The 26868-nt window shown below is 66.6% G+C and carries 25 protein-coding genes; 17 read left to right on the top strand and 8 right to left on the bottom strand.

Annotated features, from left to right (window positions below; translation table 11 throughout):
* The first annotated feature begins 189 nt into the window (after nt 1–189).
* The 3 genes from ACAG21_RS08350 to ACAG21_RS08360 all read left to right on the top strand — a co-directional run bounded on the left by ACAG21_RS08350 (nt 190) and on the right by ACAG21_RS08360 (nt 3425).
* Nucleotides 190–1449 carry an aminotransferase class I/II-fold pyridoxal phosphate-dependent enzyme gene (locus tag ACAG21_RS08350; protein ID WP_370495525.1) on the top strand — a complete coding sequence of 420 codons (1260 nt, stop codon included), beginning with the start codon at nt 190–192 and terminating at the stop codon, nt 1447–1449.
* 72 nt (nt 1450–1521) lie between these two features.
* Complete coding sequence (locus tag ACAG21_RS08355; protein ID WP_370495526.1) at nt 1522–3183, top strand: fatty acyl-AMP ligase; 1662 nt, start codon at nt 1522–1524, stop codon at nt 3181–3183.
* Nucleotides 3180–3425 (top strand): acyl carrier protein, encoded by a 246-nt coding sequence (locus ACAG21_RS08360; RefSeq protein ID WP_370495527.1) that lies wholly within the window; start codon nt 3180–3182, stop codon nt 3423–3425. The genes ACAG21_RS08355 and ACAG21_RS08360 overlap by 4 nt, the downstream gene beginning before the upstream one ends.
* A gap of 77 nt (nt 3426–3502) precedes the next feature.
* On the opposite strand, the gene ACAG21_RS08365 is transcribed toward ACAG21_RS08360, so the two are convergent.
* Together ACAG21_RS08365 and ACAG21_RS08370 are read right to left on the bottom strand one after the other, a co-directional pair.
* Nucleotides 3503–4459, bottom strand: a complete 957-nt coding sequence (locus ACAG21_RS08365; RefSeq protein ID WP_370495528.1) for an electron transfer flavoprotein subunit alpha/FixB family protein — start codon at nt 4457–4459, stop codon at nt 3503–3505.
* Nucleotides 4460–4500: 41 nt separating this feature from the next.
* Nucleotides 4501–5292 carry an electron transfer flavoprotein subunit beta/FixA family protein gene (locus ACAG21_RS08370; RefSeq protein WP_096285892.1) on the bottom strand — a complete coding sequence of 264 codons (792 nt, stop codon included), beginning with the start codon at nt 5290–5292 and terminating at the stop codon, nt 4501–4503.
* Nucleotides 5293–5520: 228 nt separating this feature from the next.
* Here ACAG21_RS08370 and ACAG21_RS08375 point away from each other — a divergent pair, with 228 nt between their 5' ends.
* From ACAG21_RS08375 to ACAG21_RS08385, 3 genes are all read left to right on the top strand, one after another.
* Complete coding sequence (locus ACAG21_RS08375) at nt 5521–6342, top strand: class I SAM-dependent methyltransferase (RefSeq protein WP_370495529.1); 822 nt, start codon at nt 5521–5523, stop codon at nt 6340–6342.
* A gap of 26 nt (nt 6343–6368) precedes the next feature.
* Nucleotides 6369–7913, top strand: coding sequence for a 1,4-alpha-glucan branching protein domain-containing protein (locus ACAG21_RS08380; protein ID WP_370495885.1), 1545 nt, complete (start codon nt 6369–6371; stop codon nt 7911–7913).
* 106 nt (nt 7914–8019) lie between these two features.
* A complete protein-coding gene (locus ACAG21_RS08385; protein WP_370495530.1) occupies nt 8020–9264 on the top strand; it encodes a glycosyltransferase family 4 protein in 1245 nt (414 codons plus the stop codon).
* A gap of 3 nt (nt 9265–9267) precedes the next feature.
* Here the strand turns inward: ACAG21_RS08385 and ACAG21_RS08390 are convergent, their stop codons facing one another.
* On the bottom strand, nt 9268–10242 hold the full coding sequence (locus tag ACAG21_RS08390; RefSeq protein WP_370495531.1) for an SDR family NAD(P)-dependent oxidoreductase: 975 nt from the start codon (nt 10240–10242) through the stop codon (nt 9268–9270).
* A gap of 64 nt (nt 10243–10306) precedes the next feature.
* Between ACAG21_RS08390 and ACAG21_RS08395 the strand changes: the two genes are divergently transcribed.
* Nucleotides 10307–11671 (top strand): TIGR01777 family oxidoreductase, encoded by a 1365-nt coding sequence (locus ACAG21_RS08395; protein WP_370495532.1) that lies wholly within the window; start codon nt 10307–10309, stop codon nt 11669–11671.
* Here the strand turns inward: ACAG21_RS08395 and ACAG21_RS08400 are convergent.
* On the bottom strand, nt 11668–12369 hold the full coding sequence (locus tag ACAG21_RS08400) for a phosphodiesterase (protein ID WP_370495534.1): 702 nt from the start codon (nt 12367–12369) through the stop codon (nt 11668–11670). The genes ACAG21_RS08395 and ACAG21_RS08400 overlap by 4 nt on opposite strands.
* Nucleotides 12370–12746: 377 nt before the next feature.
* On the opposite strand from ACAG21_RS08400, the gene ACAG21_RS08405 reads away from it, so the two are divergent.
* The 9 genes from ACAG21_RS08405 (at nt 12747) to ACAG21_RS08445 (ending at nt 20927) form a co-directional block, all read left to right on the top strand.
* Nucleotides 12747–13838, top strand: a complete 1092-nt coding sequence (locus ACAG21_RS08405; protein ID WP_370495886.1) for a polyprenyl synthetase family protein — start codon at nt 12747–12749, stop codon at nt 13836–13838.
* On the top strand, nt 13835–15358 hold the full coding sequence (crtI, locus tag ACAG21_RS08410) for a phytoene desaturase family protein (protein WP_370495535.1): 1524 nt from the start codon (nt 13835–13837) through the stop codon (nt 15356–15358). The genes ACAG21_RS08405 and crtI overlap by 4 nt, the downstream gene beginning before the upstream one ends.
* Nucleotides 15355–16308 (top strand): phytoene/squalene synthase family protein, encoded by a 954-nt coding sequence (locus ACAG21_RS08415; protein ID WP_370495537.1) that lies wholly within the window; start codon nt 15355–15357, stop codon nt 16306–16308. The genes crtI and ACAG21_RS08415 overlap by 4 nt, the downstream gene beginning before the upstream one ends.
* On the top strand, nt 16305–16628 hold the full coding sequence (locus ACAG21_RS08420) for a lycopene cyclase domain-containing protein (protein ID WP_370495538.1): 324 nt from the start codon (nt 16305–16307) through the stop codon (nt 16626–16628). Before ACAG21_RS08415 ends, ACAG21_RS08420 begins: the two co-directional genes overlap by 4 nt.
* Complete coding sequence (locus ACAG21_RS08425; RefSeq protein ID WP_370495539.1) at nt 16625–16936, top strand: lycopene cyclase domain-containing protein; 312 nt, start codon at nt 16625–16627, stop codon at nt 16934–16936. The genes ACAG21_RS08420 and ACAG21_RS08425 overlap by 4 nt, the downstream gene beginning before the upstream one ends.
* Nucleotides 16923–17648, top strand: a complete 726-nt coding sequence (locus ACAG21_RS08430; RefSeq protein WP_370495540.1) for a class I SAM-dependent methyltransferase — start codon at nt 16923–16925, stop codon at nt 17646–17648. Before ACAG21_RS08425 ends, ACAG21_RS08430 begins: the two co-directional genes overlap by 14 nt.
* Nucleotides 17645–19174 (top strand): FAD-dependent oxidoreductase, encoded by a 1530-nt coding sequence (locus ACAG21_RS08435; RefSeq protein ID WP_370495541.1) that lies wholly within the window; start codon nt 17645–17647, stop codon nt 19172–19174. The genes ACAG21_RS08430 and ACAG21_RS08435 overlap by 4 nt, the downstream gene beginning before the upstream one ends.
* A complete protein-coding gene (locus ACAG21_RS08440; protein ID WP_370495542.1) occupies nt 19171–20166 on the top strand; it encodes a DUF5914 domain-containing protein in 996 nt (331 codons plus the stop codon). The genes ACAG21_RS08435 and ACAG21_RS08440 overlap by 4 nt, the downstream gene beginning before the upstream one ends.
* A 209-nt stretch (nt 20167–20375) precedes the next feature.
* Nucleotides 20376–20927 carry a MarR family winged helix-turn-helix transcriptional regulator gene (locus ACAG21_RS08445; protein ID WP_370495543.1) on the top strand — a complete coding sequence of 184 codons (552 nt, stop codon included), beginning with the start codon at nt 20376–20378 and terminating at the stop codon, nt 20925–20927.
* Here ACAG21_RS08445 and ACAG21_RS08450 read toward each other — a convergent pair.
* From ACAG21_RS08450 to ACAG21_RS08460, 3 genes are read right to left on the bottom strand one after another with little or no spacing between them, the layout of a single operon-like run.
* On the bottom strand, nt 20863–22164 hold the full coding sequence (locus ACAG21_RS08450) for a glycosyltransferase (RefSeq protein WP_370495544.1): 1302 nt from the start codon (nt 22162–22164) through the stop codon (nt 20863–20865). The two genes, ACAG21_RS08445 and ACAG21_RS08450, sit on opposite strands and share 65 nt — an antisense overlap.
* 7 nt (nt 22165–22171) lie before the next feature.
* Nucleotides 22172–23218: a type 2 isopentenyl-diphosphate Delta-isomerase gene (gene fni / locus ACAG21_RS08455; protein WP_370495545.1), complete on the bottom strand. Its 1047-nt coding sequence runs from the start codon at nt 23216–23218 to the stop codon at nt 22172–22174.
* 2 nt (nt 23219–23220) lie between these two features.
* Entirely contained in the window at nt 23221–23853 is a 633-nt protein-coding gene (locus tag ACAG21_RS08460) for a heme-binding protein (RefSeq protein ID WP_370495546.1), read from the bottom strand.
* 332 nt (nt 23854–24185) lie between these two features.
* On the opposite strand from ACAG21_RS08460, the gene ACAG21_RS08465 reads away from it, so the two are divergent.
* Complete coding sequence (locus ACAG21_RS08465) at nt 24186–26336, top strand: MMPL family transporter (protein ID WP_370495547.1); 2151 nt, start codon at nt 24186–24188, stop codon at nt 26334–26336.
* On the opposite strand, the gene ACAG21_RS08470 is transcribed toward ACAG21_RS08465, so the two are convergent.
* Nucleotides 26322–26816, bottom strand: a complete 495-nt coding sequence (locus ACAG21_RS08470; RefSeq protein ID WP_370495549.1) for a MarR family winged helix-turn-helix transcriptional regulator — start codon at nt 26814–26816, stop codon at nt 26322–26324. The two genes, ACAG21_RS08465 and ACAG21_RS08470, sit on opposite strands and share 15 nt — an antisense overlap.
* Nucleotides 26817–26868 lie beyond the last annotated feature (52 nt).

Below are 26868 nucleotides of genomic sequence, written 5' to 3' on the forward strand. Positions count from 1 at the left end.
GTGAAGTGTGGCGTACGTAACGCTGACACCCACCGTACGCAATGCGCCTGAGATAGCGTAAACACAATCCCGCCAGGCGGATTTGTCCGCGTATTCGTAAGAGCGGCAACGCAATAAACACTCGCATGTTGGCCGCTATTAACGTGCTCGCCAATTTAGAGCGAATCGGATGCCGGAGTGCAAAGCGCCATGTTTGATGTAGGCGTGCTGCAGACCTCGAAGCTGAATATCCAAGCGCGGGCACAAGAAGACAGCCGACTGACCAGCCTGCGCTACTACGCCGCGTGCAACCGACTGCCGTTTTTCAGGAGCGTCGAATCCGCTCCCGGTCCGACGTCGGTCATCGAAGGAAAGACTCGAATCATGTTCGGGTCGAACAATTCTCTGGGCTTGTGCGGCGATCGGCGATTGGTCGAGGCGGCCAATCGGGCGACCGAATTGTATGGGCCGGCCTGTGGGGGCGCGCCTCCGCACTGCGGGACGCTGCGGGTCAAGGTCGAGCTCGAAGAATTGTTGGCCGACTGGTACGGCACCGAAGCGGCGCTGGTCTTCAACAGCGGCTACTTGGCCAATGTTGGTGCCATCACTGCCCTATTGGGCGCGGCCGATCTCGCGTTTCCCGATAGCGAGGCCCACATGTCGCTGCACGACGGCATCCGGCTCTCAGGTGCCAGCTCGCGGTACTTCGCGCACAACGACCTGGATTCGCTGGAACGCAACCTGATCCGCACGGCCGAGCGCGGCGGCACCAAGTTGATAGTGGTCGACGGCCTCTACTCGATGCAGGGCGACGTGGCGCCGATGGAAAGCATTGTCGCGCTGGCCAACAAATACCACGTCGCCCTCTACGTCGACGAGGCGCACAGCCTCGGCGTCTTCGGGCCCAACCGAACCGGGATCGCCGAAGAATACGGTTGCGCCAAAGACGTCGACGTGTTGATGGGCAGTATGTCGAAGGCGATCGCCTCCACCGGTGGATTCATCGTCGGCTCGCGCGACCTGGTCGATGTGCTCCGATTACGTTCCAGCCAGCACATGTTCACCGCCACCGGGGCGCCGGCGGCGATGGCGGCCAGCATCGCCGGCATTGACATCATTCGCAGTCTCGAGGGATCCCAGCGCGCCGAAGCGGTTCTGGCCAACGCCCGCGCCCTGCGCGACGGCTTGGTGTCCCACGGTCTGCAGGTGCGGGCGGGAATCGTTCGTGCCGACGGCTCCCACGTGGTGGCCCCGCATGTATCGGTGTGGATCGGTTCGGAAGCGCGCGCGATCGCGGCCTGGAATGACGCATTCGACAACGGCGTCTTCTGCTCGCTGGCGGTCGCACCCGCGGTCGGTGAGAACGACGCCCTGATGCGCTGCTGCGTTTGCGCCACACACTCGCCGGCGCAGATCGACCGCGCCGTCGACGTCATCGCCTCGGCCGTGCTCAATGCCAATGACGATTAACGGACTTTTCTTCAATGTTGTTGGTGCGCAGCTATTTACGAATCCATTCTTTAGTGAGGACAACGCACGGCTATGAGCAGGTTTACTGACCGACTCGCGAAGGTGGCCGCGGATTCCCCGTCGGGCCTTCGCTTTGGCACTCCCGGCGATCTGCATTTCGCGAGCTGGCACGACATCCATCGGTCGGCGGGCAAGGTCGCGGGCCGGCTGGCCGCCGAGGGAGTCAGGCGCGGCGCCAGGGTAGGGGTGCTGGCAGCCCACGCCGAAGATGTCGCCCCCGTCGTCCAGGGCATCTGGAAACTGGGTGCGGCGATGACGATGCTGCAGCAACCCACGTCGCAAGCCGACCTCGGCGAGTGGCACGAGGGAACCCTGCGCGCGCTGCGCCTGCTCGACGCGCACTGCGTCCTGGTGGGGCGGCCGTTCGTCGCCGTCGCGGACGCCCTGCGGGCCTCGGGATACCGGGTCATCGAGGTGCCCGACACGTGGGTCGGGGCCGATGCGGTCGAGGAGCCAACCGGCGAGGACGACGTCGCCATCTACCAGCTCACCTCGGGGTCGACCGGGGATCCCAAGGCCGTCGCGATCACGCACGGCAACCTGTACGCCGACATCGCCGCCATGGTGGCCGAAGTCCGCATCGACGCGAGTGTGGACGTCACGATGAGCTGGCTTCCGCTCTCGCACGACATGGGCCTGATCGCGTATCTGCTTTCGCCGATGTTCGCGGGCAACGCGGCGGTGTACATACCGCCCACCGAGTTCGTGAAGTCACCGCTGGCCTGGCTGCAAATCCTCACCGAGCAGCGAGCCACCGTCACCGCGGCACCCAACTTCGCGTATTCGATCGTCAGCCGCCGGCTGCGGGCGGTCAGCGACGGCGCCTACGACCTGAGCACGCTGCGCTGCGTGGTCTCCGGTGCCGAACCCATCGACCCGGTCACGATGTACGAGTTCGCCCAACAGGCCGCGCGGTTCGGGATGCGGGTTTCGGCGATCGGCGCGGCCTACGGCCTGGCTGAGGCAACGGTCGCGGTGTCGTTCTCTCAGGTGGATCGACCGCTGACCGTCGAGAACGTGTGCGCCGACGAGCTGGCGAACCACGGCCGCGCGGTCACCGGCTGCGTCTGCGGGGCGCCCAAGAAGGAAGTCGTCCTGCTGGGCCGTCCGATGTCCGGGATCGAGGTCCGCATCGCCGACGAGGACCGGGGCACCCGCCCGGCGCGGCACCTGGGCGAGGTCGCCATTCGGGGCGACGCGGTGACGCGGCACTACCTGACGGCACAGGGCGAGGTGGCCGCCGTCGATGGGTACGGCTGGTTCTACACCGGCGACCTCGGCTATCTCACCGAGGACGGCGAGATCGTGGTGTGCGGGCGCCGCAAGAACGTCATCATCGTCGCCGGCCGCAACATCTTTCCTTCCGACATCGAGCGACTGGCCGCCTCGGTCGACGGCGTCAGGCGCGGTGGGGTCGTCGCGTTCGGGGTCACGCTCGCCGATCAGCGCGAGGAGATCCGGATCGTCGCCGAGACGGTCCAGCAGGATCCGGGCGAAGCCGCGCACGAGATTCGCCGCCAGATCGGCCGAAAGGTCCGCAGCGCAACGGGATTGAGCCCGACGGTGCTTCTGGTCGGCAAGGGCAGGGTTCCGAAGACGCCGTCGGGCAAGATCCGCCACGTCGCGGCCAAGGAAATGTTCGGAGAGGTCTCAGGGGAGGTCGCAGCACTGTGAGTAGCGTCAATGATTCCGTCGTGTCGATCGTCACCCGGCTGGCGCCGGACCGGATGGCTCCGGTCACCGGCGACTCGCATCTCGTCGACGACCTGGGCTACGACTCGCCCCGCAAGATGGAACTCGTCGCAACGCTGGAAACTCACCTCAAGATGCGGCTCAAGGACCCCGAGACACCGCTGGACACGGTGGGCGAGGTCGTCGAGTGGGTCAACGCCAACATCGCAGCGGTAGCCGACTAGGCGACCCATCGGGTGGTCCGCCAACGCAAAAGCCCCCGACGCGACGTGCGCGCGGGGGCTTTTGCGTTAAGCGGAGATCAGCCCTTGCGGGTCTTGATCGCGTCGGTCAGCTGCGGCGCAACCTTGAACAGGTCGCCCACCACGCCGTAGTCGGCGATCTCGAAGATCGGGGCCTCTTCGTCCTTGTTGACCGCGACGATCGTCTTGGAGGTCTGCATGCCCGCGCGGTGCTGGATGGCACCCGAGATGCCCAGCGCGATGTACAGCTGCGGCGACACCGTCTTACCCGTCTGGCCCACCTGGAACTGGCCCGGGTAGTAGCCGGAGTCGACGGCAGCACGCGACGCGCCGACGGCCGCGCCCAGCGAGTCGGCCAGCTTCTCGACGACCTCGAAGTTCTCCGCGCTGCCGACGCCGCGGCCACCGGAGACCACGATGGTGGCCTCGGTCAGCTCCGGGCGGTCACCGGCGACGGCGGGCTCACGCGAGGTGACCTTGGTGGCGTTCTCGGCGGGCGCCGGGACCTCGACCTTGACCTCTTCGCCGGCGCCGGCCTGGGGCTCGGCGTCGACCGCACCGGCACGGACGGTGATGATCGGGGTGTCGCCGTTGGCCTGCGCCTCGACGGTGAACGCGCCACCGAAGATGGAGTAGGTGGCCTTGTTGCCTTCCTTGACCTCGACGACGTCGACCAGCAGGCCAGACCCGAGCCGGGCCGCGAGCCGGCCGGCGATCTCCTTGCCGTCGGCGTTGGCGGCGAGCAAAACCGCTGCCGGAGAAGCGGATTCGACCAACGAGGCCAGCACGTCGACGACCGGGGTGATCAGGTACTTGTCCACGTCGTCGGACTCGGCGACGTAGATCTTGGCGGCGCCGGCCTCCTTGAGCCCGTCGGCCAGCGGCGCGGCGGTGCCCGGCGCACCGACGACGACGGCGGACGGCTCGCCCAGCGCGCGGGCGGCGGTGATCAATTCGGCGGTGACTTTCTTTACCGCACCTTCGGCGTGCTCAACGAGCACCAGAACTTCAGCCATGGGTTATCTCGCTCTTCTCGTGTCTTGGGTGGGTGCTCGTCTTAGATGATCTTCTGGCCGACCAGGTACTTGGCGATGTCGTTGCCGCCCTCGCCCTCGTCGGTGACCTTCTCACCCGCGGTCTTGGGGGGCTTGGGCGTCGAGGACAGCACGGTGGACCCGGCGTTGGCCAGCCCGACCTCGTCGCTCTCCACGCCGATCTCGGCCAGGGTCAGCACCGTGACCTCTTTCTTCTTGGCGGCCATGATGCCCTTGAAGGACGGGAAGCGCGGTTCGTTGATCTTCTCGGTGACGCTGACCACCGCGGGCAGCGTGGCCTCCAGCGTGAAGACGCCGTCGTCGGTCTCGCGCTCTCCGGTGACCTTGTCGCCCTCGATGGACAGCTTGCGCAGGTGGGTCAGCTGCGGCAGGCCCAGGTATTCGGCGATGACCGCCGGCACCGCGCCGCCCGTACCGTCGGTGGCCTCGTTACCGGCGATGACCAGCTCGGTGCCCTCGATGGTGCCCAGCGCGCGCGCCAGCGCCCACCCGGTCTGGATCACGTCCGATCCGTGCAGGCCGTCGTCCTTGAGGTGCACGGCCTTGTCGGCGCCCATGGACAGCGCCTTGCGGATCGCCTCGGTGGCGCGCTCGGGCCCGGCGGTCAACACCGTCACCGAACCCTCACCGCCCTCACGCTCGCGGATCTGCAGGGCCTCTTCGACGGCGCGCTCGTTGATCTCGTCCAGCACGGCGTCGGCGGCCTCTCGATCCAGCGTGAAATCGCCGTCGCTCAGCTTGCGTTCCGACCAGGTGTCAGGGACCTGCTTGATCAGGACCACGATGTTCGTCATGAGTGTGGTTCGTCCTCCTCGAAGGAGTCCCGCGGCAGTCAGCAACGAGACTTTCAGTACGTGTTTCGCAACGCACATGGGTGTTACTACTGGGTAACTTTGTGCGGCCTGCCCTCACACCATAGCGGGTCGTACTGCGGGTTCTTGCAGGCCCGCCTCCTCTCGCGACCGGGGCCTACCCGCGCAGCGGTTCGCGAATCGGGCACTTCGCGTTAGCCTCCCTATGCAATGAGCGCATTCGTCCCCGACGTCCCCCAGCACCCGCCCGCCGGCACGGCGCCGGAGGTCTTACCTGCTAATCCGGCGGTGCTGACGCTGACCGGCGAGCGCACGATTCCTGACCTGGACATCGAGAACTATTGGTTCCGCCGCCATCAAGTGGTGTATCAACGGCTGGCTACCCACTGTGTGGGCCGTGACGTGCTCGAGGCCGGATGTGGCGAAGGTTACGGCGCGGATTTGATCGCCGACGTCGCCCGCCGGGTGATCGCGGTGGACTACGACGAGGCCGCGGTGGCTCACGTGCGCAGCCGCTACCCCAGGGTGGAGGTGCTGCAGGCCAACCTGGCCGAGCTGCCGTTGCCGGACGCATCGGTGGACGTCGTGGTCAATTTCCAGGTCATCGAGCACCTGTGGGACCAGGCTCAATTCGTCAGGGAATGCGCGCGGGTGCTGCGGCCGTCCGGGCTGCTGATGATGTCGACGCCCAACCGCATCACCTTCTCCCCCGGCCGCGATACTCCGATCAACCCGTTTCACACCAGGGAGTTGAACGCCGACGAGCTGACCGAGCTGCTGGTGGACGCGGGGTTCACTCAGGTGGCGGTCAGCGGCCTGTTCCACGGCCCGCGGCTGCGCGAGATGGACGCCCGCCACGGCGGCTCGATCATCGACGCGCAGATCGCGCGGGCCGTCGCGGACGCGCCGTGGCCACCCCAGCTGGCCGCCGACGTCGCCGCGGTCACCGCCGACGACTTCGACCTGGTCGACGCGCGCGACCGGGACATCGACACCAGCATGGATCTGGTCGCGATTGCGGTGCGGCCGTGAGCAATTCCACGACACCGGTGCCCGGCATGTTCACCCTGGTGCTGCATACGCACCTGCCGTGGCTGGCCCACCACGGCCGCTGGCCGGTCGGCGAGGAATGGCTCTACCAATCGTGGGCCGCCGCTTACCTGCCGCTGCTGCGCGTGCTGCGCACCCTGGCCGACGAGGACCGCCACCGGTTGGTCACTCTCGGCGTCACCCCGGTGGTCAACGCACAGCTCGACGACCCGTACTGCCTCGACGGCATGCATCACTGGCTGGCGAACTGGAGGCTGCGGGCGGCCGAGGCCGCGAGCGTGCGGTCGATCCCTAAGTCGAAATCGGCCGGCTACCAATCCTGCACACCGGAAGCGTTGCGGGAGTTCGGGATTCGCGAGTGCGCGGAGGCGGACCGGGCGCTCGACGATTTCGCCACGCTGTGGCAGCACGGCGGCAGCCCGCTACTGCGCAGCCTGATCGACGCCGGGACGGTGGAGTTGCTCGGCGGCCCGCTGGCCCACCCCTTCCAGCCGCTGCTCGCCCCGCGGCTGCGTGAATTCGCGTTGCGCGAGGGCCTCGCCGACGCGCAGCAACGACTGGCATACCGCCCCGGCGGCATCTGGGCGCCGGAGTGCGCCTACGCCCCGGGCATGGAACACGACTACGCCGGCGCGGGAGTCACCCACTTCATGGTCGACGGTCCCTCGCTGCACGGCGACACCGCGCTGGGACGACCCGTCGGCGACACCAATGTCGTGGCGTTCGGGCGCGACCTGCAGGTCAGCTACCGGGTGTGGTCGCCGAAATCCGGCTACCCCGGCCACGCCGCCTACCGCGACTTCCACACCTACGACCACCTGACGGGCCTCAAGCCGGCGCGGGTCACCGGGCGCAACGTGTCCTCGGACGCCAAGGCGCCGTATGACCCCGAGCGCGCCGACCGCGCGGTCGACGTTCATGTCGACGACTTCGTCGACGTCGTGCGCAACCGGCTACGCACCGAGTCCGAACGCATCCGGCGCCCGGCTCACGTCATCGCCGCCTTCGACACCGAACTGTTCGGCCACTGGTGGTACGAAGGCCCGACGTGGCTGGCCCGGGTGCTGCGGGCACTGCCCGCCGCCGGGGTGCGGGTCGGCACGCTGTCCGATGCGCTGGACGGTGGATTCGTCGGCGAGTCGGTGGCGCTGCCGCCCAGTTCGTGGGGCTCGGGTAAGGACTGGCAGGTGTGGGCCGGCGAGAAGGTGTCCGACCTGGTCCAGCTCAACACCGAGGTTGTCGACACCGCGCTGAGCACCGTCGACAAGGCGCTGTCGCAGAACTGCGACGGCCCGACCCCGCGGGACCGCGTCGCCGACCAGATCCTGCGGGAGACGCTGCTAACGGTGTCCAGCGACTGGCCGTTCATGGTCAGCAAGGACTCGGCCGCCGACTACGCCCGCTATCGTGCCCATCTGCACGCGCACGCCACCCGCGAGATCGCCGGGGCGCTGGCCTCGGGCCGCCGCGACACCGCGCAGCGGCTGGCCGACGGGTGGAACCGGGCCGACGGCCTGTTCGGCGCCCTGGATGCCCGAAGGCTGCCGCGATGAAAGCCCGGCGTCGAGTCTGCAGCGGTGGCGGCGAAACTGCGGCCACGGTGTGCTTCGGCGCCAAATACACGCCGCCGGCGCAGTCTCGGCGACGAGGGGGCTGGGCATGAAGGTGCTGATGGTGTCCTGGGAGTACCCGCCGGTCGTGATCGGCGGTCTGGGCCGTCACGTGCATCACCTGTCGACCGCGCTGGCCGCCGCCGGCCACGACGTGGTGGTGCTGTCGCGCCGCCCGACCGGCACCGACCCCAGCACGCACCCGTCCTCTGACGAGATCAGCGAGGGCGTGCGGGTGATCGCCGCCGCCCAGGATCCACACGAATTCAGTTTCGGCACAGACATGATGGCCTGGACCCTGGCGATGGGGCACGCGATGATCCGCGCCGGGCTCGCGCTTAAAAAGCCGGGCGCCGAGCGATCGTGGCGTCCCGACGTCGTGCATGCCCACGATTGGCTGGTTGCCCATCCTGCCATCACGCTCGCCCAATACTACGACGTACCAATGGTTTCCACGATCCACGCGACCGAGGCCGGCAGACATTCGGGCTGGGTATCCGGAGCGATCAGCCGTCAGGTGCACGCGGTCGAATCGTGGCTGGTGCGTGAATCCGATTCGCTGATCACATGTTCGGCGTCGATGAGCGATGAGATCACCGAACTGTTCGGACCAGGCCTGGCCGAAACCACCGTGATCCCCAACGGAATCGCCGCGGCGCGCTGGCCGTTCGCACCGCGGCGCCCCCGCACCGGGCCCGCCGAACTCCTCTACGTCGGGCGGCTGGAGTACGAGAAGGGTGTGCACGACCTGATCGCCGCGCTGCCGCGGATCAGGCGCACCAATCCAGGCACCACGCTGACCATCGCGGGCGACGGAACCCAGCAGGACTGGCTCGTCGAGCAGGCCCGTAAACACCGGGTACTCAAGGCAACTCGCTTCGTCGGGCACCTGCACCACGACGAACTGTTGGCGGCCCTGCACCGGGCCGACGCCGCGGTGTTCCCCAGCCATTACGAGCCGTTCGGGCTCGTCGCCTTGGAGGCCGCCGCGGCCGGCACTCCCTTGGTGACCTCCAACATCGGCGGCCTGGGCGAAGCGGTGATCAACGGACAGACCGGAGTGTCGTGCCCGCCGCGCGACGTGGCCGCACTGGCCGCGGCGGTGCGCGCGGTGCTCGACGATCCGGACGCCGCGCAGCAGCGCGCCCGCGCCGCCCGCGAGCGGCTCACCTCAGACTTCGATTGGCGCACGGTCGCCGCGCAAACCACGCAGGTGTACATGGCGGCCAAGCGCGGCGAGCGTCAGCAGCTGCCCCGGCTGCCGATCACCGAACACGCGCTGCCCGACCGCTGAGCCTCACGCATTGTCGAAGCCGATCGAATGGGCGCAATAGCGCCAAAGGCGTTCGCGCTCACGCTCACCGTGTCTGGTCAACGGTAGGTAGTGCTCCGGGCGGGGCCGGCGGTCGTGCCAGAAACCGCCGCAGGGCGGCGGCGGTTCGGTAGCGGCCAGCCAGATCGCGGTGTCGGCTCCCTGTTCGGGAGTGCGCAGCAGTGGACCGGTGAGCACCCGGAAACCGGGAAGCGAGGTAGCCACCCCGGGAGTATCGGCCCACCCGGGGTGCATCGCGTAGACGCGGACGCCGTCGTCGGCCCAGTGGCGGGACAGGATCGGCGTCAACGCCACCTGCATGCGCTTGGTCCGCGCATACGCGGTGACCCCGCTGTACGGCTCGTCGAAGTACTCCGGGTCGTCGGCGGGCAGCGACTGCGTGTACATCCCGCCCGAGGACATGAAGATCACCCGCGGGTTCTCGGCGCCGCGCAGCACTGGCAGCAAGCGCTCGGTCAACAGCACCGGCCCCAGCACGTGGGTGGCCAGGGTGACCTCGTGCCGATCGGCGGTCTCGGCCCGCTCCGGCGGCAACACCCCGGCGTTGTGGACCAGCACATCCAATTCCCATACCCGGGCGGACAACTCAGCCGCGAAGGCACGCACCGCGCAGAGGTCGGCGACGTCGCACACCTCCACCTGCACGTCGGCCTCGGGGTTGGCGTCGACGATCTCTTTGCGGGCCAGCTCACCGCTCGTCTCGTCGCGCACCGTCAACAGCACGCTCGCTCCCAACCCCGCCAGGCCCGCCGCAATCGCCTTGCCGATGCCCCGGTTGGCCCCGGTGACGAGCGCCGTTTTCCCCTTCAGCGCGTGCGGCGGTGGGTCGTCGGGCCATCCCCGGCTGCGCAGTTGATAGCCGACGCGGGTATAGCCTCCGACGATCGACCGGTCGAGAGCGGTGTCCAGCAGGGACCGCAGTGCGCCGTTAATACTCATGCCGTCTGAGTTACCCACGACGGCGCAAGGCATTCCTTTGTCGTCATCGGGTAAGAATCGAACGATGGGACTCGAATATTCAAGCGTGGTGGATGCGCCGCGCGAGGACGTGTTCGCCTGGTACGCACGCCCGGGCGCCTTCGAGCGACTGTCGCCTCCGTGGTCGCCGATGCGATTGGTCACCGAGGCGGCCTCACTCGAAGACGGGCGGGCCGAACTCGCCCTACCGGGTGGGCTGCGCTGGGTGGCCCAGCACCAGGCCGACGGCTACGACCCGCCCCGGCGCTTCGTCGACACCATCGGCAGCGACGGGTTGGCCTCGCTGCCCGCCCGCGTCGCCGTACGGTGGCGTCACATTCACGAATTCGAAGACGTCGGCGACAACCGGACCGAGGTGATCGACCGCGTCCAGACCCCGGTGCCTGCCGCCGCGTTGCGGCCCATGTTCATCTATCGGCACCGCCAGCTGGCCGACGATTTGGCGGCCCATCGGCTGGCGGCCGAGCACGGGCTCAAACCGCTGACCGTCGCGGTCACCGGGTCGTCAGGACTGGTCGGGTCGGCGCTTTCGGCGTTCCTGAGCACCGGAGGACATCGCGTCATCCGACTGGTTCGCCACCCCGCACGTGGCCACGACGAGCGACAGTGGAATCCCGACGACCCCGACCCGGATCTGCTGACCGGGGTCGGCGCGGTGATCCATCTGGCCGGCGCGTCGATCGCCGGCCGGTTCACCGAAGAACACCGGAAAGTGGTGCACGACAGCAGGATTGGCCCAACCCGTCGGCTGGCCGAACTGGTGGCACGCACCGCCGCCGACCCCCCGATGCTGATCTCGGCTTCGGCCATCGGCTACTACGGGTACGACCGCGGCGACGAGAACCTCACCGAGGCAAGCGAGCGCGGCGACGGATTTCTGGCCGACGTCGTCGCGGACTGGGAGGACGCGACTGCGCCGGCCGCACAGGCCGGGGTGCGGGTGGTGCAAGTGCGCACCGGCATCGTGCAATCGCCCCGCGGCGGCACGATGAAGTTGATGCGACCGCTGTTCAGCGCCGGCCTCGGTGGCCGGCTCGGCAATGGCCGGCAGTGGTTGTCCTGGATAGGGATTGACGACCTGATCGACATTTATCACCGGGCACTGTGGGACAGCTCGCTATCTGGTCCGGTGAATGCTGTTGCGCCACAGCCGGTTCGCAACAGCGAGTACACCCGCACGCTGGCCCACGTGCTACGGCGGCCCGCTGTGCTGCCGGTTCCACCGCTGGGGCCGCGAATCTTGCTCGGCGAGCAGGGAGCCCGGGAACTCGCCCTGGCCAATCAGCGGGTCGCTCCGGAAAAGCTGGACCGCGCCGGGCACCGCTTCCGCCAACCGGAGCTGGACGGCGCCCTACGCCATCTGCTCGGTCGTCAAGCTAGGCAAGGTTAGGACTCGCGGCGTGCTGCGAACAGCCCGGACAACCTGCCCTCGCGGCTGCGCTGGTAGGACCGGCCACGAAGATCGGCGAGCCAGCCCGGATACAGCGTCACGCCGGCCGCGCTATTGAGGACGGGATCGAACGAGACATCCGCGCGCCCCGCGTCGACGAGATCCGACACATGCAGCCGCGCCAACGGTGTGAAATCACCTCTTCCAACGGCCTGGTCAAGGCTGACATCGATGCCACCGGACTCGATCTGGCCGGCAACATCGGCGAGGGACAGGCCGGTGCCTCCGATCTCGCTATCGGTGCGGGCGCGCAACCACCAGGGCCTTCCCCGATAGCGCAGCGGCATCAGAGTGGTCATCGTTTGCCCCGTCCAGGAGGCCACCGGCCGCAACGCCACCGCACGCGTGACTACTCCGGATCCCGCCGAGACCAGCAAGATGTCCCACAGTCCCGCGCGCGGTTCCGCGCCGGCGATGCGGATGGCCAAGCCGATGAAATCGGGTAAAGACCCGGGTGTACCCACCGCCTTGGACCAGCGAACAACAACGTCACCCGACGGGAGCGGCAGACCACACTGGGCGGGTGCTATCCGCTGCGCGTGGCCTTTGGCCAGCACCCCGGCGGGATGAAAAAACCGGCGACCGCGGACCGCGGATCCCAATCGGAAAGGCAGCGCGACTACGTCGGAAACACTCACCGGAGGCTCCTCTTGTGGGTTGGTGTAGACGCCTCAAGATCGATGTTGAGGACTTTTTCCTGTGCTGATAACGCACGGTCGTGCGTGTCTTTACGGTGTCGCTGCAGGTACCCGGCTTAAAGCCGATCAAACCCGTATCGTGGGGGATGCGCTCAGTCGTTAAGTAATTTAATGTTTAAGCTAGTGAACCAGAATGCATATCCAACTGACCGGTGGACAGACATCGCCCTAGAACCGGCAGTAGCCAGTTTGTTGTTTCGTCGAAGGGGTACCAACGCGTGAATCCGAGCCGTTCGCAACAGCGGCCGACCAACCGTGCTGGGGGTGCTTCGGTGGGCACTGTGCGTTCGTTTCCGCAGGTGCGCCCGGTCGAAGCGGTGCCGTCGACCGCTGTGCTGCCACCCCAGCCGGGTCAACTGCGCGCCTGGCGGACCGGCCTGAGAGAAACCGTCCTCGCCGAGGTGACGCGATTCGTCGCCGTGCGCTGCGCCGACGACTTGGGCCCCTGCGGCGTCGACATCGCCGGCGAAGTTCTGCTGGAATTCGTCAGAGACGGAAAATGCCTGCGTTCGACGTTCATGTATCTGGGCTGGCTTTGTGGCGCCGGACCGGACAATGCGGCGCTGTCGGCGACAGCCAGTCTCGAGTTGCTGCAGGCGTTCGCCTTACTCCAAGACGACGTCATGGACGGTTCACCGTCGCGGCGCGGCCGTCCAGCGGCGCACGTCCAATTCGCCGACTGGCATCGACGGCGCGGTCTTGCCGGTTCGTCGCTGCGGTTCGGCGAATCCGCGGCGATCTTGCTCGGCGACCTGTGCCTGGTCTGGGCCGAACAGATGCTTCGCGACAGCGGGCTGGCGGCCGAGCCGCTGCAGCGCGCATGGCCGCGCTACGACGCGATGCGTACCGAGCTGGCGGTGGGCCAATTCGCCGACCTGGCAACCGATCTGCGCGACCTGCCCACGATGGATACGGTCCTCGAGGTGGCCCGGATGAAGTCCGGCAACTACACGGTACGACGACCGTTGGAAATCGGTGCGGCGATGGCAGGCTGCGACGACCGGGTATTGGCGAGCCTTGGCCGCTACGGTGCTGCCATCGGCGAGGCGTTCCAGTTGCGTGACGACATCCTGGGGGTCTTCGGTTCCCCCACCGTGACGGGTAAGCCCAACGGGGGCGATCTCAGCGAGCGCAAAGCGACAAGCGTCGTCGTGGCTGCTTACCAACTCGCCGATGCGGCCACCAGACGGCAGTTCGGCGAGCTGATGAATCGCGAACAGCTTGACGAAGCCGCGGTGGAATACTGGCGCAACATGATATTGGCCACCGGGGCGGTGCAATTCATCGAGGCGATGATCGATGACAGCGTCGCCACCGCGTGTAACGCCGTGGCGGGTGGATCAATTGACGATCTGATCATGGCCGCACTGGTCGACATGGCCAGCGTCTGCACCAGGCGGGCCGCATGAGCGCACGAACCGACCGCGTCGTCGTGGTCGGAGCCGGATTCGCGGGCTTGGCGGCAGCATTGCATCTGGCCGGCGCAGGCCGCGAGGTCACCGTGATCGAGCGTGAACCTTGGCCTGGTGGGCGTGCCGGCCGGCTCGACGTCGGCGGCTATCGGATCGACACCGGGCCCACGGTGCTCACCATGCCCGACATCATCGACGAGCCGTTTGCCGCGGTGGGTAAAGACCGCTCGCAATTCGTCGACCTGATGCCGATCGATCCGGCCTATCGAGCCAAGTTCGCCGACGGCAGCAGTATCGACGTCCACACCGACGCCGCGGCGATGACCGCGGCGATACGCGAGTTCGCCGGCCCACAGCAGGCCTCGGGTTACCTGCGGCTGCGCGACTGGCTGGATCGCCTGTACCGCACGGAATTCGACGGCTTCATCGGATCCAACTTCAACTCTCCGCTGTCCCTGGTGAACCGCAGGCTGGTGCAACTCGCGGCGATGGGCGGATTCCGGCGCTGGGAGACGATGGTCCGGCGTCACATCAGCGACCCGCGGCTGCGGCGGATTTTCACCTTTCAGTCCCTGTATGCCGGAGTCGCGCCGCAGCATGCGCTGGCCGTATACGCCGTGATCGCCTACATGGACACGGTCGCCGGCGTCTTCTTTCCCCGCGGCGGCGTCCGCGCGCTGCCCGACGCCCTTGCATCAGCCGCCATCGGGGCTGGAGTCCAGTTTCGTTATGGATCAACGGTTTCCGCGCTGGACCGCAACGGCGAGCAGGTCACCGCGGTGCGCACCGCCGAGGGTGATCGCATTGCGTGCGACGCGGTCGTCCTGACCACCGAACTGCCCCATACCTATCAGCTCTTGGGCCGGCGACCACGCCGGCTGTTGCCGCTGCGCCCGGCTCCTTCGGCGGTGGTCATGCACGTGGGCTGTCACACCGCCGATGCGGCCCAACAAGCGCATCACACCATACTTTTCGGCGACTCCTGGGAGCAGACGTTCACCGACATCATCCGCGACGGCCGCACCATGGGCGACCCGTCCCTGCTGGTGACTCGGCCCACCGTCAGCGACCCTGGACTGGCCCCCGACGGACACGATCTGCTCTATGTGTTGGCGCCGGCGCCGAACCTGGCGCACGGCCCCATCGACTGGGCGCGCCGTGGTGCCGCATACGCGGACACCCTGCTGGATACGGTGCAGGAACGCCTTTTACCCGGGGTACGCGACAGCGCCGAAATCCTCGGTGTCGTCACCCCCGCCGATTGGGCACGTCAAGGCATGGCGGCCGGCACGCCGTTCGCGCTCGCCCACACCTTCGCCCAAACCGGCCCTTTCCGGCCCGCCAACACCGTGCGCGGAATAACCAACGCGGTGCTGGCCGGCTCGTCGACGGTGCCCGGCGTGGGTGTGCCGACCACGCTGATCTCCGGACGGCTGGCTGCCGACCGGATTACCGGGGGTGCCGTCGAGAAGGCACGGACCGCAACAGTTCTCGATATGAAGGCGCCGCTGCGATGATCCGCACCGAATTGGATGCAGCCGGAGTCGACGACCCGCGGCTTCGGCTCGCCTATCGCCACTGCCGGCAGATCGCGGCCAAGAACGGCCGCACCTACTTCTTGGCGACTCGGCTGCTGGCGCCGGATCAGCGTCCGGCTGTCCACGCGTTGTACGGCTTCGCCCGTCACGCCGACGACATCCTCGATGAGTTCGACGCGACCCTGGACGCGCAGGCGCGCGCGCAGCGGCTGCAACGGCTGTCCGACCGGTTGTTCTCGGCCGACCAGCATCAGGATGAGCCCGTTCTCGTCGCGGTCACCCATACCATCGGTCGCTATGGCATCGCCACGGATCTGTTCGAGGACTTCCTCGCCTCCATGCGGATGGACCTCACCGTCACCGACTACCCAAACCGGGACGCACTGGACGTCTACATGCGCGGCTCCGCGGAAGTCATTGGCTTGCAAATGCTTCCGATACTCGGCGTTGTCGGGGACCCGTTAGAGGCAGCGTCCTGTGCGGCGGCCCTGGGCCGCGCGTTTCAACTCACCAACTTCTTGCGCGACGTCGACGAGGATCTGCAGCGCAACCGGGTCTATCTGCCCGCCGACGAACTCGCCAGCCACGGTGTCGATCGCGACCTGCTGATGTGGTGCCACAGCCACGGCCAAACCGATCCGCGCGTGCGCGCGGCACTGGCGACTCAGCACGACATCACCCGCAGGATCTATCGTTACGCCGCCAACGGGATCTCGCTGCTGGCACCGAGGTCCCGGCCCTGCGTGGCGACCGCGCTGACGCTGTATTCCGAGATACTGGACCGCATTGAACAGACCGACTTCTCGGTATTCACCGGTCGGGCGACGGTCGGGATGCCGCGCCGACTCCAAGTCGCCGCCAAGGGGCTGCTGTGGTCCTGGCGGCTTCGGTTCGCCGACTCCGAGCACCGAAAGCCCGGTGTGGTGTGAGCGACCGTTGGCAGTACCTGATCGTGCTGGGGTTGTGCCTGGCGATCACCGCGCCACTGGAGTTCTTCGGCCCGGGCGTCTACCGCCAACCACTGCGCCTGCTGCGCTCGGTGCTCCCGGTTGCCGTCGTGTTCCTGGCGTGGGACGCGGTCGCGATCGCCGCCGGGGTGTGGACGTACAACACGGGCTACCTCAGCGGCCTGTACATTCCCTTTGGCATCCCGGTGGAAGAAGTGCTGTTCTTCGTCGTGATTCCGTTGTGCGCCTTGCTGACCTACAACGCGGTCACCGCCATCCTGGAGCGGGGCCGGCGCCGATGACTGGGCTGGGCTACACCGTGCCGGCCGTCGTGTCGGTGCTGGTGGTGATCGGGCTGGAGCTCGCCCTGCTGCATACCGGGCTGTTCCGGCGACTCGCCTATTGGTTGTCGATGGTGATCGTGCTCGGTTTCCAAGTACCGGTCGACGGCTGGCTGACCAAACGCAGCGCGCCTATCGTGTTGTACAACGACCGCGATACCAGCGGGATTCGGTTCCCGTTTGACATCCCGATCGAGGATTTCCTGTTCGGGTTCGCAATGGTGACGGCCGTATTACTGCTCTGGGAGTACCAGCGTGCGCATAGATGACAGGGGTCTGCCCCGTGATGAGGTGCCCACGGCGTTCAACGTCGGGGCGCACGCCTATGACCGGTTGGTCGGTGCCAACCCGGGCTATCACTTCGGCCTGGAGCTGTCCGCAGACCGTATGCAACTTCCCGATCGCGGCCGGGGTCTGCGATTGCTGGACGCGGGTTGCGGTACCGGCGCATCCACGGCGGCGCTGCTGAAGGTGGCACCCGAAGCCGAGATCATCGCGGTGGACGCGTCGAGCGGAATGCTGGACGCCGCAAGGAAAAAGCGATGGCCGTCATCCGTGCGGTTTGTGCATACTCGCGTCGAAAGACTCCGCGAGCACGGTGTCACCGGACCGTTCGACGGCATCCTGGCGGCGTATCTGCTGCGAAACCTCGCCGATCCGGACGCTGCGCTGTCGGAGTTTCGAGACCTGCTGCGCCCGGGCGGCGCGCTCGCTGTGCACGAATACTCGGTACGTGATTCGCTTGTGGCACAGTGGATTTGGCATGCGGTGTGTTGGGGCATCATCATTCCAGCCGGGGGGTTGCACACGCGAGACACTGTGCTGTACCGCCACCTGTGGCGCAGCGTGCTGACCTTCGACGGGGCGGCGCGGTTCCAGCGCCGGATGCGCGACGCGGGCTTCGCCTCGGTGCGCAGTGACACGGTCCCCGGCTGGCAACGCAACATCGTCCACACCTTCCGGGGGGATGCGCCGCAATGACCGACCGTCGCCGCCACCTTCACCCGGCACCGCCCGGGTTGCCCGACGCACGGGCACTGTCGTCGCGGCCCCGCGCCGTAGTTGTCGGAGGGGGCATTGCCGGCCTGACTGCCGCCGCCGGCTTGGCCGAACGCGGTGTGACCGTCGACATCGTCGAGCGAGAAGGCTACCTGGGTGGCCGGGTCGGCGGCTGGACCGAACCCGGAGAACTCGAGTCGGACAACGACTTTGCGATGAACCGCGGGTTCCACGCGTTCTTCCGGCAGTACTACAACCTGCGGTCACTGCTGCGCCGCGTCGATCCGCAACTGCGGATGCTCGTCGGAGTCGACGACTATCCGTTGATCGACGGCGCGGGCCGACGGGACACCTTCGAAGGGCTGCCGCGGACACCGCCGTGGAATGCGCTCGCATTCGCGTTGCGCAGCCCGACTTTTCGACTCGGCGACCTGGCCCGCATCGATGCTCGCACCGCTGCACCTCTGGCGGCGGTATCGGTGCCCGACATCTACCGGCAGCTCGACCACATCGACGCCGAATCATTCCTGAAAAGCCTTAACTTCCCGGAGTCGGCGCGTCATCTCGCGTTCGAGGTGTTCTCACGCAGCTTCTTCGCGGCGCCGGACCAGTTGTCGGCCGCGGAACTGGCGACCATGTTCCACATCTACTTCCTGGGTTCCAACGAAGGCCTGCTCTTCGATGTCGCGAACGCGAACTTCGATGTGAGCCTGTGGAATCCGCTGCGGGAATACTTGGCGGACCGGGGCGTCCGGGTGCACCTCGGAACACAGGTTCGCCGCGTTGCCCCCGGCGCGAACAACTGCCTGCAAGTGGGGACGAACTCGGCCGAGCGGTTCGACGCCGATGCCGTGGTACTCGCACTCGACACACGCGGTCTGCAGCAAGTCGTGGCCGCATCTCCGGGGCTCGGAGATGACGAGTGGTACAACAGGATTCGCGAATTACGCACCGCGCCGCCATTCGTGGTTCATCGCCTGTGGCTGGACCGGCCGGTGGACTCGGAGCGAGCACCCTTTCTCGGCACCGCCGGCCATCCCCCGTTGGACAACATCAGCGTGCTCGAGCGTTACGAGCGCGAAGCGGCCGAATGGACCCGGCGCACCGGCGGCTCGGTGGTCGAATTACATTCGTATGCAATCGATTGCGATACCCCGCGGGAAGCGGCGATCGGGCAGCTGCACCGAATGTACCCCGAGACCGCGACTGCGCGGGTGGTGCGCGAACGTGTGCTGCACCGAAGCGATTGCCCGCTGTTCGCCCCCGGCACCTACGGGCGCCGGCCGACAGTCACCACACCGCAACCCGCATTGATGCTGGCCGGCGATGGCGTTCGGGTGGATCTGCCCGTCGCGCTCATGGAACGCGCCGCCACGACCGGCTGGGTGGCCGCTAACCGGCTGCTCGCGCGGTGGGGACTGGCCGGCCACGAGCTGTGCACGGTTCCGATCCGTGGCCGGTCGAGGTTGCTTCGGTCGCTGGCGCAACGGCAAGGACGCTCGCGATGAGCATCCGCGACCAGCTACGCCGCCGGCTGCCCAAAGACTGGCCGGTTGAGATCATGCCGCGCAGCCCGTGGTCCGAGCAGCGACCGACCTATCGCGACGCGAACCCGGCCCTCATCGAGGCCTCCTTGGCTCGGTCGCAGTCCAGGCCCACCGGTAACTGGTATGCATTTGCCGCGAGCGCAGACATCCGTCGCGATCGCCCGCTCGGCGCGTGCGTCGCGGGCATCGAGATAGTCGCCTGGCGCGACAAAGACCACCGACTGTGCGTCGGACCGGCGGGCTGTCCGCATCTGGGCGCCGACCTTTCCACCGGCGTGGTACGCGAGGGCGTGTTGTTCTGTCGTTGGCACGGTCTGGCGCTGGACGGCCGAACATGCGACATGCGTTGGCGGCCCTACCCCAGTCATGACGACGGCGTGCTGGCCTGGGTACGCCTCGACTCCGTCGGCGGGGAGGCACCCCTGGACGCGCCGAACATCCCCACCCGGCCGACCGGCGAAACGGTGCACACCGTCGCCCAACTGGTCGGGCGCTGCGAGCCGGCCGACATCATCGCCAACCGGCTCGACCCCTGGCACGGCGCGTGGTTCCACCCTTACTCGTTCACCGAGCTGGAGGTGCTCACCGCCCCGACGGAGCAAGACGACCGCTTCATCGTCGCGGTCACGTTCCGGATGGGCCCCGTCGGCGTTCCGGTGATAGCGGAATTCACCAGCCCGGAGGCCCGCACCGTTGTAATGCGCATCGTGGAAGGCGAAGGAACCGGCAGCGTCGTGGAAACCCACGCCACTCCGCTGGGCCCGGGGCCGGATGGACGTCCGCGGGTCGCCGTCCTCGAAGCCGTCGTCGCCCATTCGGACCGCCCGGGATTCCGATTCGCCGGGCGTGCGGCACCGATCATCACGCGCCTGGTGCGCTTCGCCACCAAACGGCTGTGGCGCGATGACATCGACTACGCCGAACGGCGATATCGGATCCGCTCCGGCAGCTGACCGCGTTTTCAGTGGTGGCTGCCCGGTAGCCGAACTCGACTCGCGACCGACAGGAAGGCGATGGGTATTGACCGACAAGGGCCACGACCCGACCCGAACCTGACGCTTTTGCCTCGACCGCTCCGCTAGGTTCACCTCTGACGCGCCTGCTCAAGTCGTTCTCGGCAAAGCGCGCGGATACCCTGGTGTAACTAGTAAAGGATCCGGTAGTGACCAACAGGCGCGCGCATGACCCCCAACTCAGCCGTGCTGAGCTGGAGAGATCGCTGTCGGCCGACCTGCGGGCCATGACCGCGCGATCCGACCGGGTGGGCCGTCATTTTGCGCGCATGAACGAAGTCAGCAGCAGCGACTTCCACGCGCTGCTGCACATCATGGTCGCCGAGACTGCCGGGGAACCGTTGACGTTGGCGCAGTTACGGCAGCGAATGGACGTCTCCCCCGCGGCGATCACCTATCTCGTCGACCGGATGATCGAGGCCGGACATATCCGGCGTGAACCCGACCCGAAGGACCGGCGCAAATGGCTGTTGCGCTACGAGACCACCGGGATGACCATGGCGCATTCCTTCTTCAAACCGCTGGGTGCGCATTTCACCAAAGCGATGGCCGACCTCAGCGACGACGACTTGGTAGCCGCGCACCGTGTCTTCACCGCAATGATCACGGCGATGTCGACCTTCGAGCAGGAAGTCCTCACCTCGGTGCCCAACTCGTCTGAGAACTCCGCGGGGCCGCGGCGGCGGCAGGGCACTGCGTAGTAAGCCGGGCGGCGCCTAACAAGCGTTGCTCGATCAGGTCGGCACCACGTGCCACGCCCCCGGTAGCGGCGAAACCCGAGGCCACCCGGCGCGCACCATCTGTCATCGCCGCCGCCTTGCGAACGGCTTCGGCGAGCCGGGTGGGTGTCAGGCGCCTCGCCGGCAGCCGGGTGCCGCAACGCGCGACCTCAACGCGGCGCGCGACCTCGGCCTGATCGCGGCCGAAAGGCACCGCGCAGACCGGCACCCCCCGGCTCAACGCCTTCACCGTGGCACCCATCCCCGCGTGGGTCACCGCGCAGATCGCGCGGTCGAGTACCACGCTGTGGTGCACAAATCGGCACACGGTGGCGTTGGCCGTTCGCGGCAGCTCCGCGGGTACGCCGGCCGGGAAGGTGGCGACCACGTGGACGGGCTGATCGGCCAGCGCGCGCAACGCCGTGTGCCCCAGCTTGGCGTCGGCCTGCGGGATCGAGGACGTGCTCACCAATACGATCGGCTCGTCGATGGACGATAGCCAGTCGGGCACCACCACCGGGGTGGGCTCGAAAATGCACGCACCAAGGAAGTCCACCGAATCGTCCCAATCGGGGTGCGGATATTCGAACGGCTCACCCCCCACCGCCAACAACAGCGGAGCGCGTCTCATCAGTTCGTCCACCGAGCCGACCGAGGTCACATGCAGCGCTGCGCGAATCGCATTGACGCTCTTCAGTATCCGGCGATCGAAGAGATGATGGACGATAGGACGTACCTGTGCGTCGCGGATGCGTCCGGCCAGACCGCTCATGGGCCGGAAACCGGGGCCGAACGGCGGGGCCGCCCGCGAACTCAAGTACGGCGTGAAAGGGGAGAAAACCAGCCACGCAGCACCACTGGCCTCGGCAGCCGACATAGCACCCCAGCAGTTGGCATCGACGATGATCACGTCGGGCGCCACGGACTCGATGGCACGCCGCAGGTCGTCCACTTCAACGACTGCCCGCCGGCACAGCACGTCGATCGTTGACTTCAACATCCCAAAGGCATTGGTGGCCAACTGATCCTGACCGGTGATCGCCTCGATACGCGGATCGACGGGCTCAGCTCCAAATCCGATGGCCGCCATGGCTTGCACCTGCGCGGCTTGGGTGCGCAGGTGCACCTGGTGACCGCGCGCGGCCATTTCCCGCAGCAGCGCGGCCAGCGGATACACGTGACCGAGCGCGGGCGACCCGTACGCCAGAACTACCGCCATCGCGCTCTCACGGGACTGTGCTCACGCCAATCTGTCGGAGTGCACCCAGATCTCGTGCACCGCATCCGTGCAGGCATATTCGCATCTCATCGAGGAATCCCTGCAGGAATTCGGTTACCGCAGAGGCTGATTCGATGGCAGCCCACAGCAGCGGGCGAGCAACGGCTACGACATCGGCGCCCAGACACAGCGCTTTGACGGCATCGGTGCCGGTTCGGATTCCACCGGAGGCAACCAACGGTATGGCCGGCAGGGCCGCACGCACCTCGCGCACCGCTTGCGCAGTGGGTATGCCCCAGTCCGCCAGATCTGGATAGCGCAGCTCGCCGTAGCGGACGAATTGCTCCACGCGCGACCACGACGTGCCGCCCGCGCCTGCCACATCAATGGCCGCCACCGGCGCTTCGCCGGTCCGCCGTAACAGTTCGGCGACAGCCGTGGCGCCGATCCCGTGACCGACCTCCTTCAACAGCACGGGGTAACCGAGCTTGTCGGTGAGGTCATGGAGTCGGTCCAGTGAACCGGCGAAGTGGGTATCGCCGTTGTCCTGCAGTGCCTCCTGCAATGGATTGGTGTGCACGGCAAGTGCGTTCGCCCCCACCCGGTCGAGCGCGTGGGCGATGTCGCCAATCGCGTCCTTGGTGAACTGCGACAGCCCGATGTTGCCGAACAGCAGCACGTCGGGTGCCACGTCACGCACGGTGAAACTGGGCGCGGCCCGCTCACCCAACACGCTTTCGAGCATGATCCGCTGTGACCCCAGCATCATCCCGAGGCCGAGTTTTTGCGCCGCAGCCCCCAGATGCCGATTGATGGTGCCGGACAACTGCGCGCCACCGGTCATCGCGCCCAACAACACGGGCGCCCGCAACCGCACCCCGAGAAATTCGGTGGACAAGTCGATGTCGTCGAGATTGGTCTGGGTCAAGGCGTTGTAGGGCAACGTGTAGCGTTCCAAACCCGTCGTCGTGCCCTGATACCCGACGTCATCGTGCAGACAAACGTCAATGTGCCGGCGTTTGCGCGTGGTCAACTCAACGCGATCGGCCGTCATTGTTATCCGGCCCGCTCGACCGGCACCGCAATTTCATTGCGCCGCAACGGCGGAACTGTCCACGGCGGATCGTAGAACCACGCCGCGGGCGTGTCGGTGGCTTTGAATCCGTGCTCGCGCAACGTGTTGACCAACTCAGCGGTCTGTGCGGCTATCGCCCGCGCACTGCGACTGCCGGAGAAGCGACGCACTGCCAACGTCTCCGGGGGCAGGCGCACCAGCCTGACTTCCGCGTCGTCGGGCACCGGTAGTGACTCCAGGGTTTTGTCGGCAGGCATGAAGAACCGAATCACCCAGTCTCCGTCGTCGGACGACACTTTCGCCGTGGGAGTCGCGACGTCGGCACCCTTGCCGGTGCGCTGCTGCACCGGGGCTGTCATAGCAATCTTCTGACTGTCGCGGTTGGCGCCGAATATGTAGCGGGCAAGACGGCGGAAGCCGACGTTGCGGGCACTCACTTCGTCGGCTTTCACCGTCGTCTCCGCGGCGATCCGCGCACCGTAGCGGCGGATTTCCACGTTGTCGGTCAGCTTCTCGACGCTATGGTCGGGCTCCTCGGTGCCCTGACGGTAACCGACCACCGAACCCGCCCCCTCGAGTAACTGTCCGACCGTCTTTGCAATCGACCCGAACACAGCAACCTCACTCGTTGGGAATACGACGCCAGCCTAACGGAAGATCGACGTTAGTTAAATACTTGAATGTTTCAGTTACTTAACGTAATCTCGGGATCGATCGCCGGCGCCGGAGCCGCGGGAACGAACGGTTGGAGGTCGCACTCGCCGTGGGATCCGCCGCCCGTCAGAAATCGCTGAAGTCGTCGCGGATAACCCGACCGGGCATCGGGCGCGTCCTCGCCCGCCGGCGCCCGCCGCGGGTCGGTACAGTCCGCGGCCCGCTGGCGCGAGCGGCCAGGTTGTGTGTGAAACACCCCAAGCGAGTTATTGGAATAGCACTGTTGGTCCTGTTGGCCACCAGCGTATTCGGCCTGCCCGCTGCCGACAGCCTGTCGGCCGGCGGATTCATGGACCCAACTTCCGAATCGGCGCGCGGCGCGGCAATACTGGCCGGAAAGTTCAATCAGGGTGAGCTGGAACTCATTCTGCTGTTGAGTTCGCCCAACGGTGCCCGGGACGGCCCGGCGAGGACGGTCGGGACCGAGATCGTCGGGCAACTTGTGAAATCTCCGTTCGTATCTCAGGTGGCATCCCCGTGGGACTCCCACGCTGCGCCGGGCCTACTGACCGCCGACGGAAACACCGCGATGATCCTCGTCGCACTCAACGGGGATGAGAACAGCGCTCCCAAACATGCTCAGACCCTCGCAGACCGTTTGGAAGGTGACCGGCAAGGGGTGACGGTGCGGGCGGGGGGATCGGCATTGGTGTTTGAACAAATCAATCAGCAGACCGCAAAAGACCTGCTGCGAATGGAAGTCATCGCGATACCGCTGAGTTTCATCGCGCTGGTCTGGGTGTTCGGCGGGATACCGGCGGCGGCTCTACCGATGGCCGTGGGCGCTTTGGCGATCGCGGGTTCACTCGCGGTATTGCGCGCGATCGCGTTGCTGACGAACGTGTCGGTCTTTGCCCTCAACGTGACGGTGGCACTGGCGTTCGCCCTGGCCATCGACTACACCTTGCTGATTATCAGCCGCTACCGCGACGAGCGCGCCGACGGGATGGGCCGCGACGAGGCGTTAGTGAAAACCGTGACCACGGCCGGCCGGACCGTGATGTTCTCGGCGAGCACCGTGGCTTTGGCACTGGCCGCGACGGCGCTATTCCCGATGTACTTCCTCAAATCCTTCGCGTACGCCGGTACGGCAGTGGTGGTGTTCGCCGCCGTGGCGGCGGTGGTGGTGGCGCCGGCGGCAATCGCGCTGATCGGAGACCGACTCGAGGCGCTGAACGTCTGGCAATGGGGTCGTCGGCTGCCCCCTCGCCCGTCAGCACAACAGACCGTGGAACAGAGTTTCTGGTATCGCACGGCGAAATTCGTTATGCGTCAAGCAATCCCAGTCGGGATCGCCCTGACCGCACTCCTGCTTGTGCTGGGCGCGCCGTTCCTCGGTGTCAGATGGGGCTATCCCGACGACCGAGTACTGCCGAGATCGTCGTCGGCCCGCGTCGTCAACGATCGCGTCCGTACCGAATTCGGCACAAATTCTGAGACCCGGGTGAAGGTCGTCTTTGCGCAATCCGACGGTCTGACAGCGGCGGAGGTGAACAACTACGCCATGCGACTGTCCCGTGTCACCGATGTCGCTGCGGTGTCCTCTCCGACCGCTACTTTCGTCGCCGGTGATTCCAAGGGTCCGCCCTTAGCTCCGGCCGGGATGGCAGGGGGCAGCGCCTACCTGACTGTCGAAAGCACGGCCCCGCTTTTCACACCAGCGTCAGAGGCACAATTGGCCGGCTTGCATGCGGTCGTACCGCCGCAAGACCGACCCGTCCTGATCACCGGGCTGGCGCAAACGAATCGTGATTGCATCGACGGCATCACCTCGCGGTTGCCGTTCGTGTTCGCCTTCATCGCCGTGGTCACGATGTTGCTGATCTTTCTGCTTACCGGCAGCGTGATACTTCCGGTCAAGGCGGTATTACTCAATATGCTGTCATTGACCGCGACGTTCGGTGCCCTGGTGTGGATCTTTCAGGACGGTCACCTAGGGGCAGCGGGAACCACATCGACCGGCACACTGGCGGTCAACGTCCCGGTGCTGATGTTTTGCATCGCCTTCGGATTGTCGATGGATTACGAGGTCTTTCTGCTCGCCCGGGTCCGCGAGTATTGGCTCGATTCACCACGGACACGGTCGGACAACGATGAAAGCATCGCCCGGGGTCTGGCCCGCACGGGCCGGATCATCACCGCCGCGGCGCTGCTGATGTCGATCTCGTTCGCGGCGCTGATTTCAGCCGGCGTGTCGTTCATGCGGATGTTCGGTTTGGGTCTGACGATCGCCGTCTTGATGGATGCGACTGTGGTGCGGGTGCTACTCGTGCCGGCATTCATGCATGTGCTCGGTGGCCTGAACTGGTGGGCACCCGCGCCGCTGGCACGATGGCACGATCGGACCTTTGGTGACCGTGCGGCGCGGCTAGGGCTGGGCTGAGCCCAACTCACCCTGGAAGTGGCGCATTGCGGCGATAAGTGCGGTAAAGACCCGATGCGCCGCAGCCAAATCCGCGTCGGGTAGGTCGTCGAGCGCCGCGCGGGTGTGGATGCCCAAAGGGCTGAAGAAGGAGCGGGCGGTCGCCATACCGGGATCGGAGTACCGCAGGATGACCTTCCGCCTATCGTGCGCGTCCGAGTCGCGGGTGATATGGCCGGAATTGATCATCCGCTCGACCAGGTAGGTGATGGCCGCCGCGGACAAACCCATCCGTTGGCCCAGCTCCCCCGATGTCAGTGGCGCACCGGAAGTTTCGGCTACCAGGATGTGCAAAAGAGCGCGAAAGTCATTGGGATGCAACCGGTGCACCGCCGCGAACACTCGACCCATCTGATCGGATTCGGCGCTGAGGCTGCGAGCGTCGGCCGCGATCAGTGCTTCGAGCCGAACACGTTCGGTGGAGCCCTCGTTGGGGTACATCAGAATGGCAGCATAGCGCTTTCCGACGCGGAATGTTAAGTTGATTAATGAT

The sequence above is a fragment of the Mycobacterium sp. pR1184 genome (assembly GCF_041287235.1).
In the GTDB taxonomy this organism is placed as follows: Bacteria; Actinomycetota; Actinomycetes; order Mycobacteriales; family Mycobacteriaceae; genus Mycobacterium.

Bases quoted from the DNA above. Each gene is read 5' to 3' on its own strand.
- ACAG21_RS08375 (WP_370495529.1), top strand. From the start codon at position 5,521: ATGAGCGCATTCGTCCCCGACGTCCCCCAGCACCCGCCCGCCGGCACG.
- ACAG21_RS08385 (WP_370495530.1), top strand. From the start codon at position 8,020: ATGAAGGTGCTGATGGTGTCCTGGGAGTACCCGCCGGTCGTGATCGGC.
- ACAG21_RS08380 (WP_370495885.1), top strand. From the start codon at position 6,369: ATGTTCACCCTGGTGCTGCATACGCACCTGCCGTGGCTGGCCCACCAC.
- ACAG21_RS08440 (WP_370495542.1), top strand. From the start codon at position 19,171: ATGAGCATCCGCGACCAGCTACGCCGCCGGCTGCCCAAAGACTGGCCG.
- fni (WP_370495545.1), bottom strand. From the start codon at position 23,218: ATGACGGCCGATCGCGTTGAGTTGACCACGCGCAAACGCCGGCACATT.
- ACAG21_RS08415 (WP_370495537.1), top strand. From the start codon at position 15,355: ATGATCCGCACCGAATTGGATGCAGCCGGAGTCGACGACCCGCGGCTT.
- ACAG21_RS08435 (WP_370495541.1), top strand. From the start codon at position 17,645: ATGACCGACCGTCGCCGCCACCTTCACCCGGCACCGCCCGGGTTGCCC.
- ACAG21_RS08470 (WP_370495549.1), bottom strand. From the start codon at position 26,816: ATGTACCCCAACGAGGGCTCCACCGAACGTGTTCGGCTCGAAGCACTG.
- ACAG21_RS08425 (WP_370495539.1), top strand. From the start codon at position 16,625: ATGACTGGGCTGGGCTACACCGTGCCGGCCGTCGTGTCGGTGCTGGTG.
- ACAG21_RS08370 (WP_096285892.1), bottom strand. From the start codon at position 5,292: ATGACGAACATCGTGGTCCTGATCAAGCAGGTCCCTGACACCTGGTCG.
- ACAG21_RS08355 (WP_370495526.1), top strand. From the start codon at position 1,522: ATGAGCAGGTTTACTGACCGACTCGCGAAGGTGGCCGCGGATTCCCCG.
- ACAG21_RS08365 (WP_370495528.1), bottom strand. From the start codon at position 4,459: ATGGCTGAAGTTCTGGTGCTCGTTGAGCACGCCGAAGGTGCGGTAAAG.
- crtI (WP_370495535.1), top strand. From the start codon at position 13,835: ATGAGCGCACGAACCGACCGCGTCGTCGTGGTCGGAGCCGGATTCGCG.
- ACAG21_RS08395 (WP_370495532.1), top strand. From the start codon at position 10,307: ATGGGACTCGAATATTCAAGCGTGGTGGATGCGCCGCGCGAGGACGTG.
- ACAG21_RS08390 (WP_370495531.1), bottom strand. From the start codon at position 10,242: ATGAGTATTAACGGCGCACTGCGGTCCCTGCTGGACACCGCTCTCGAC.
- ACAG21_RS08450 (WP_370495544.1), bottom strand. From the start codon at position 22,164: ATGGCGGTAGTTCTGGCGTACGGGTCGCCCGCGCTCGGTCACGTGTAT.
- ACAG21_RS08350 (WP_370495525.1), top strand. From the start codon at position 190: ATGTTTGATGTAGGCGTGCTGCAGACCTCGAAGCTGAATATCCAAGCG.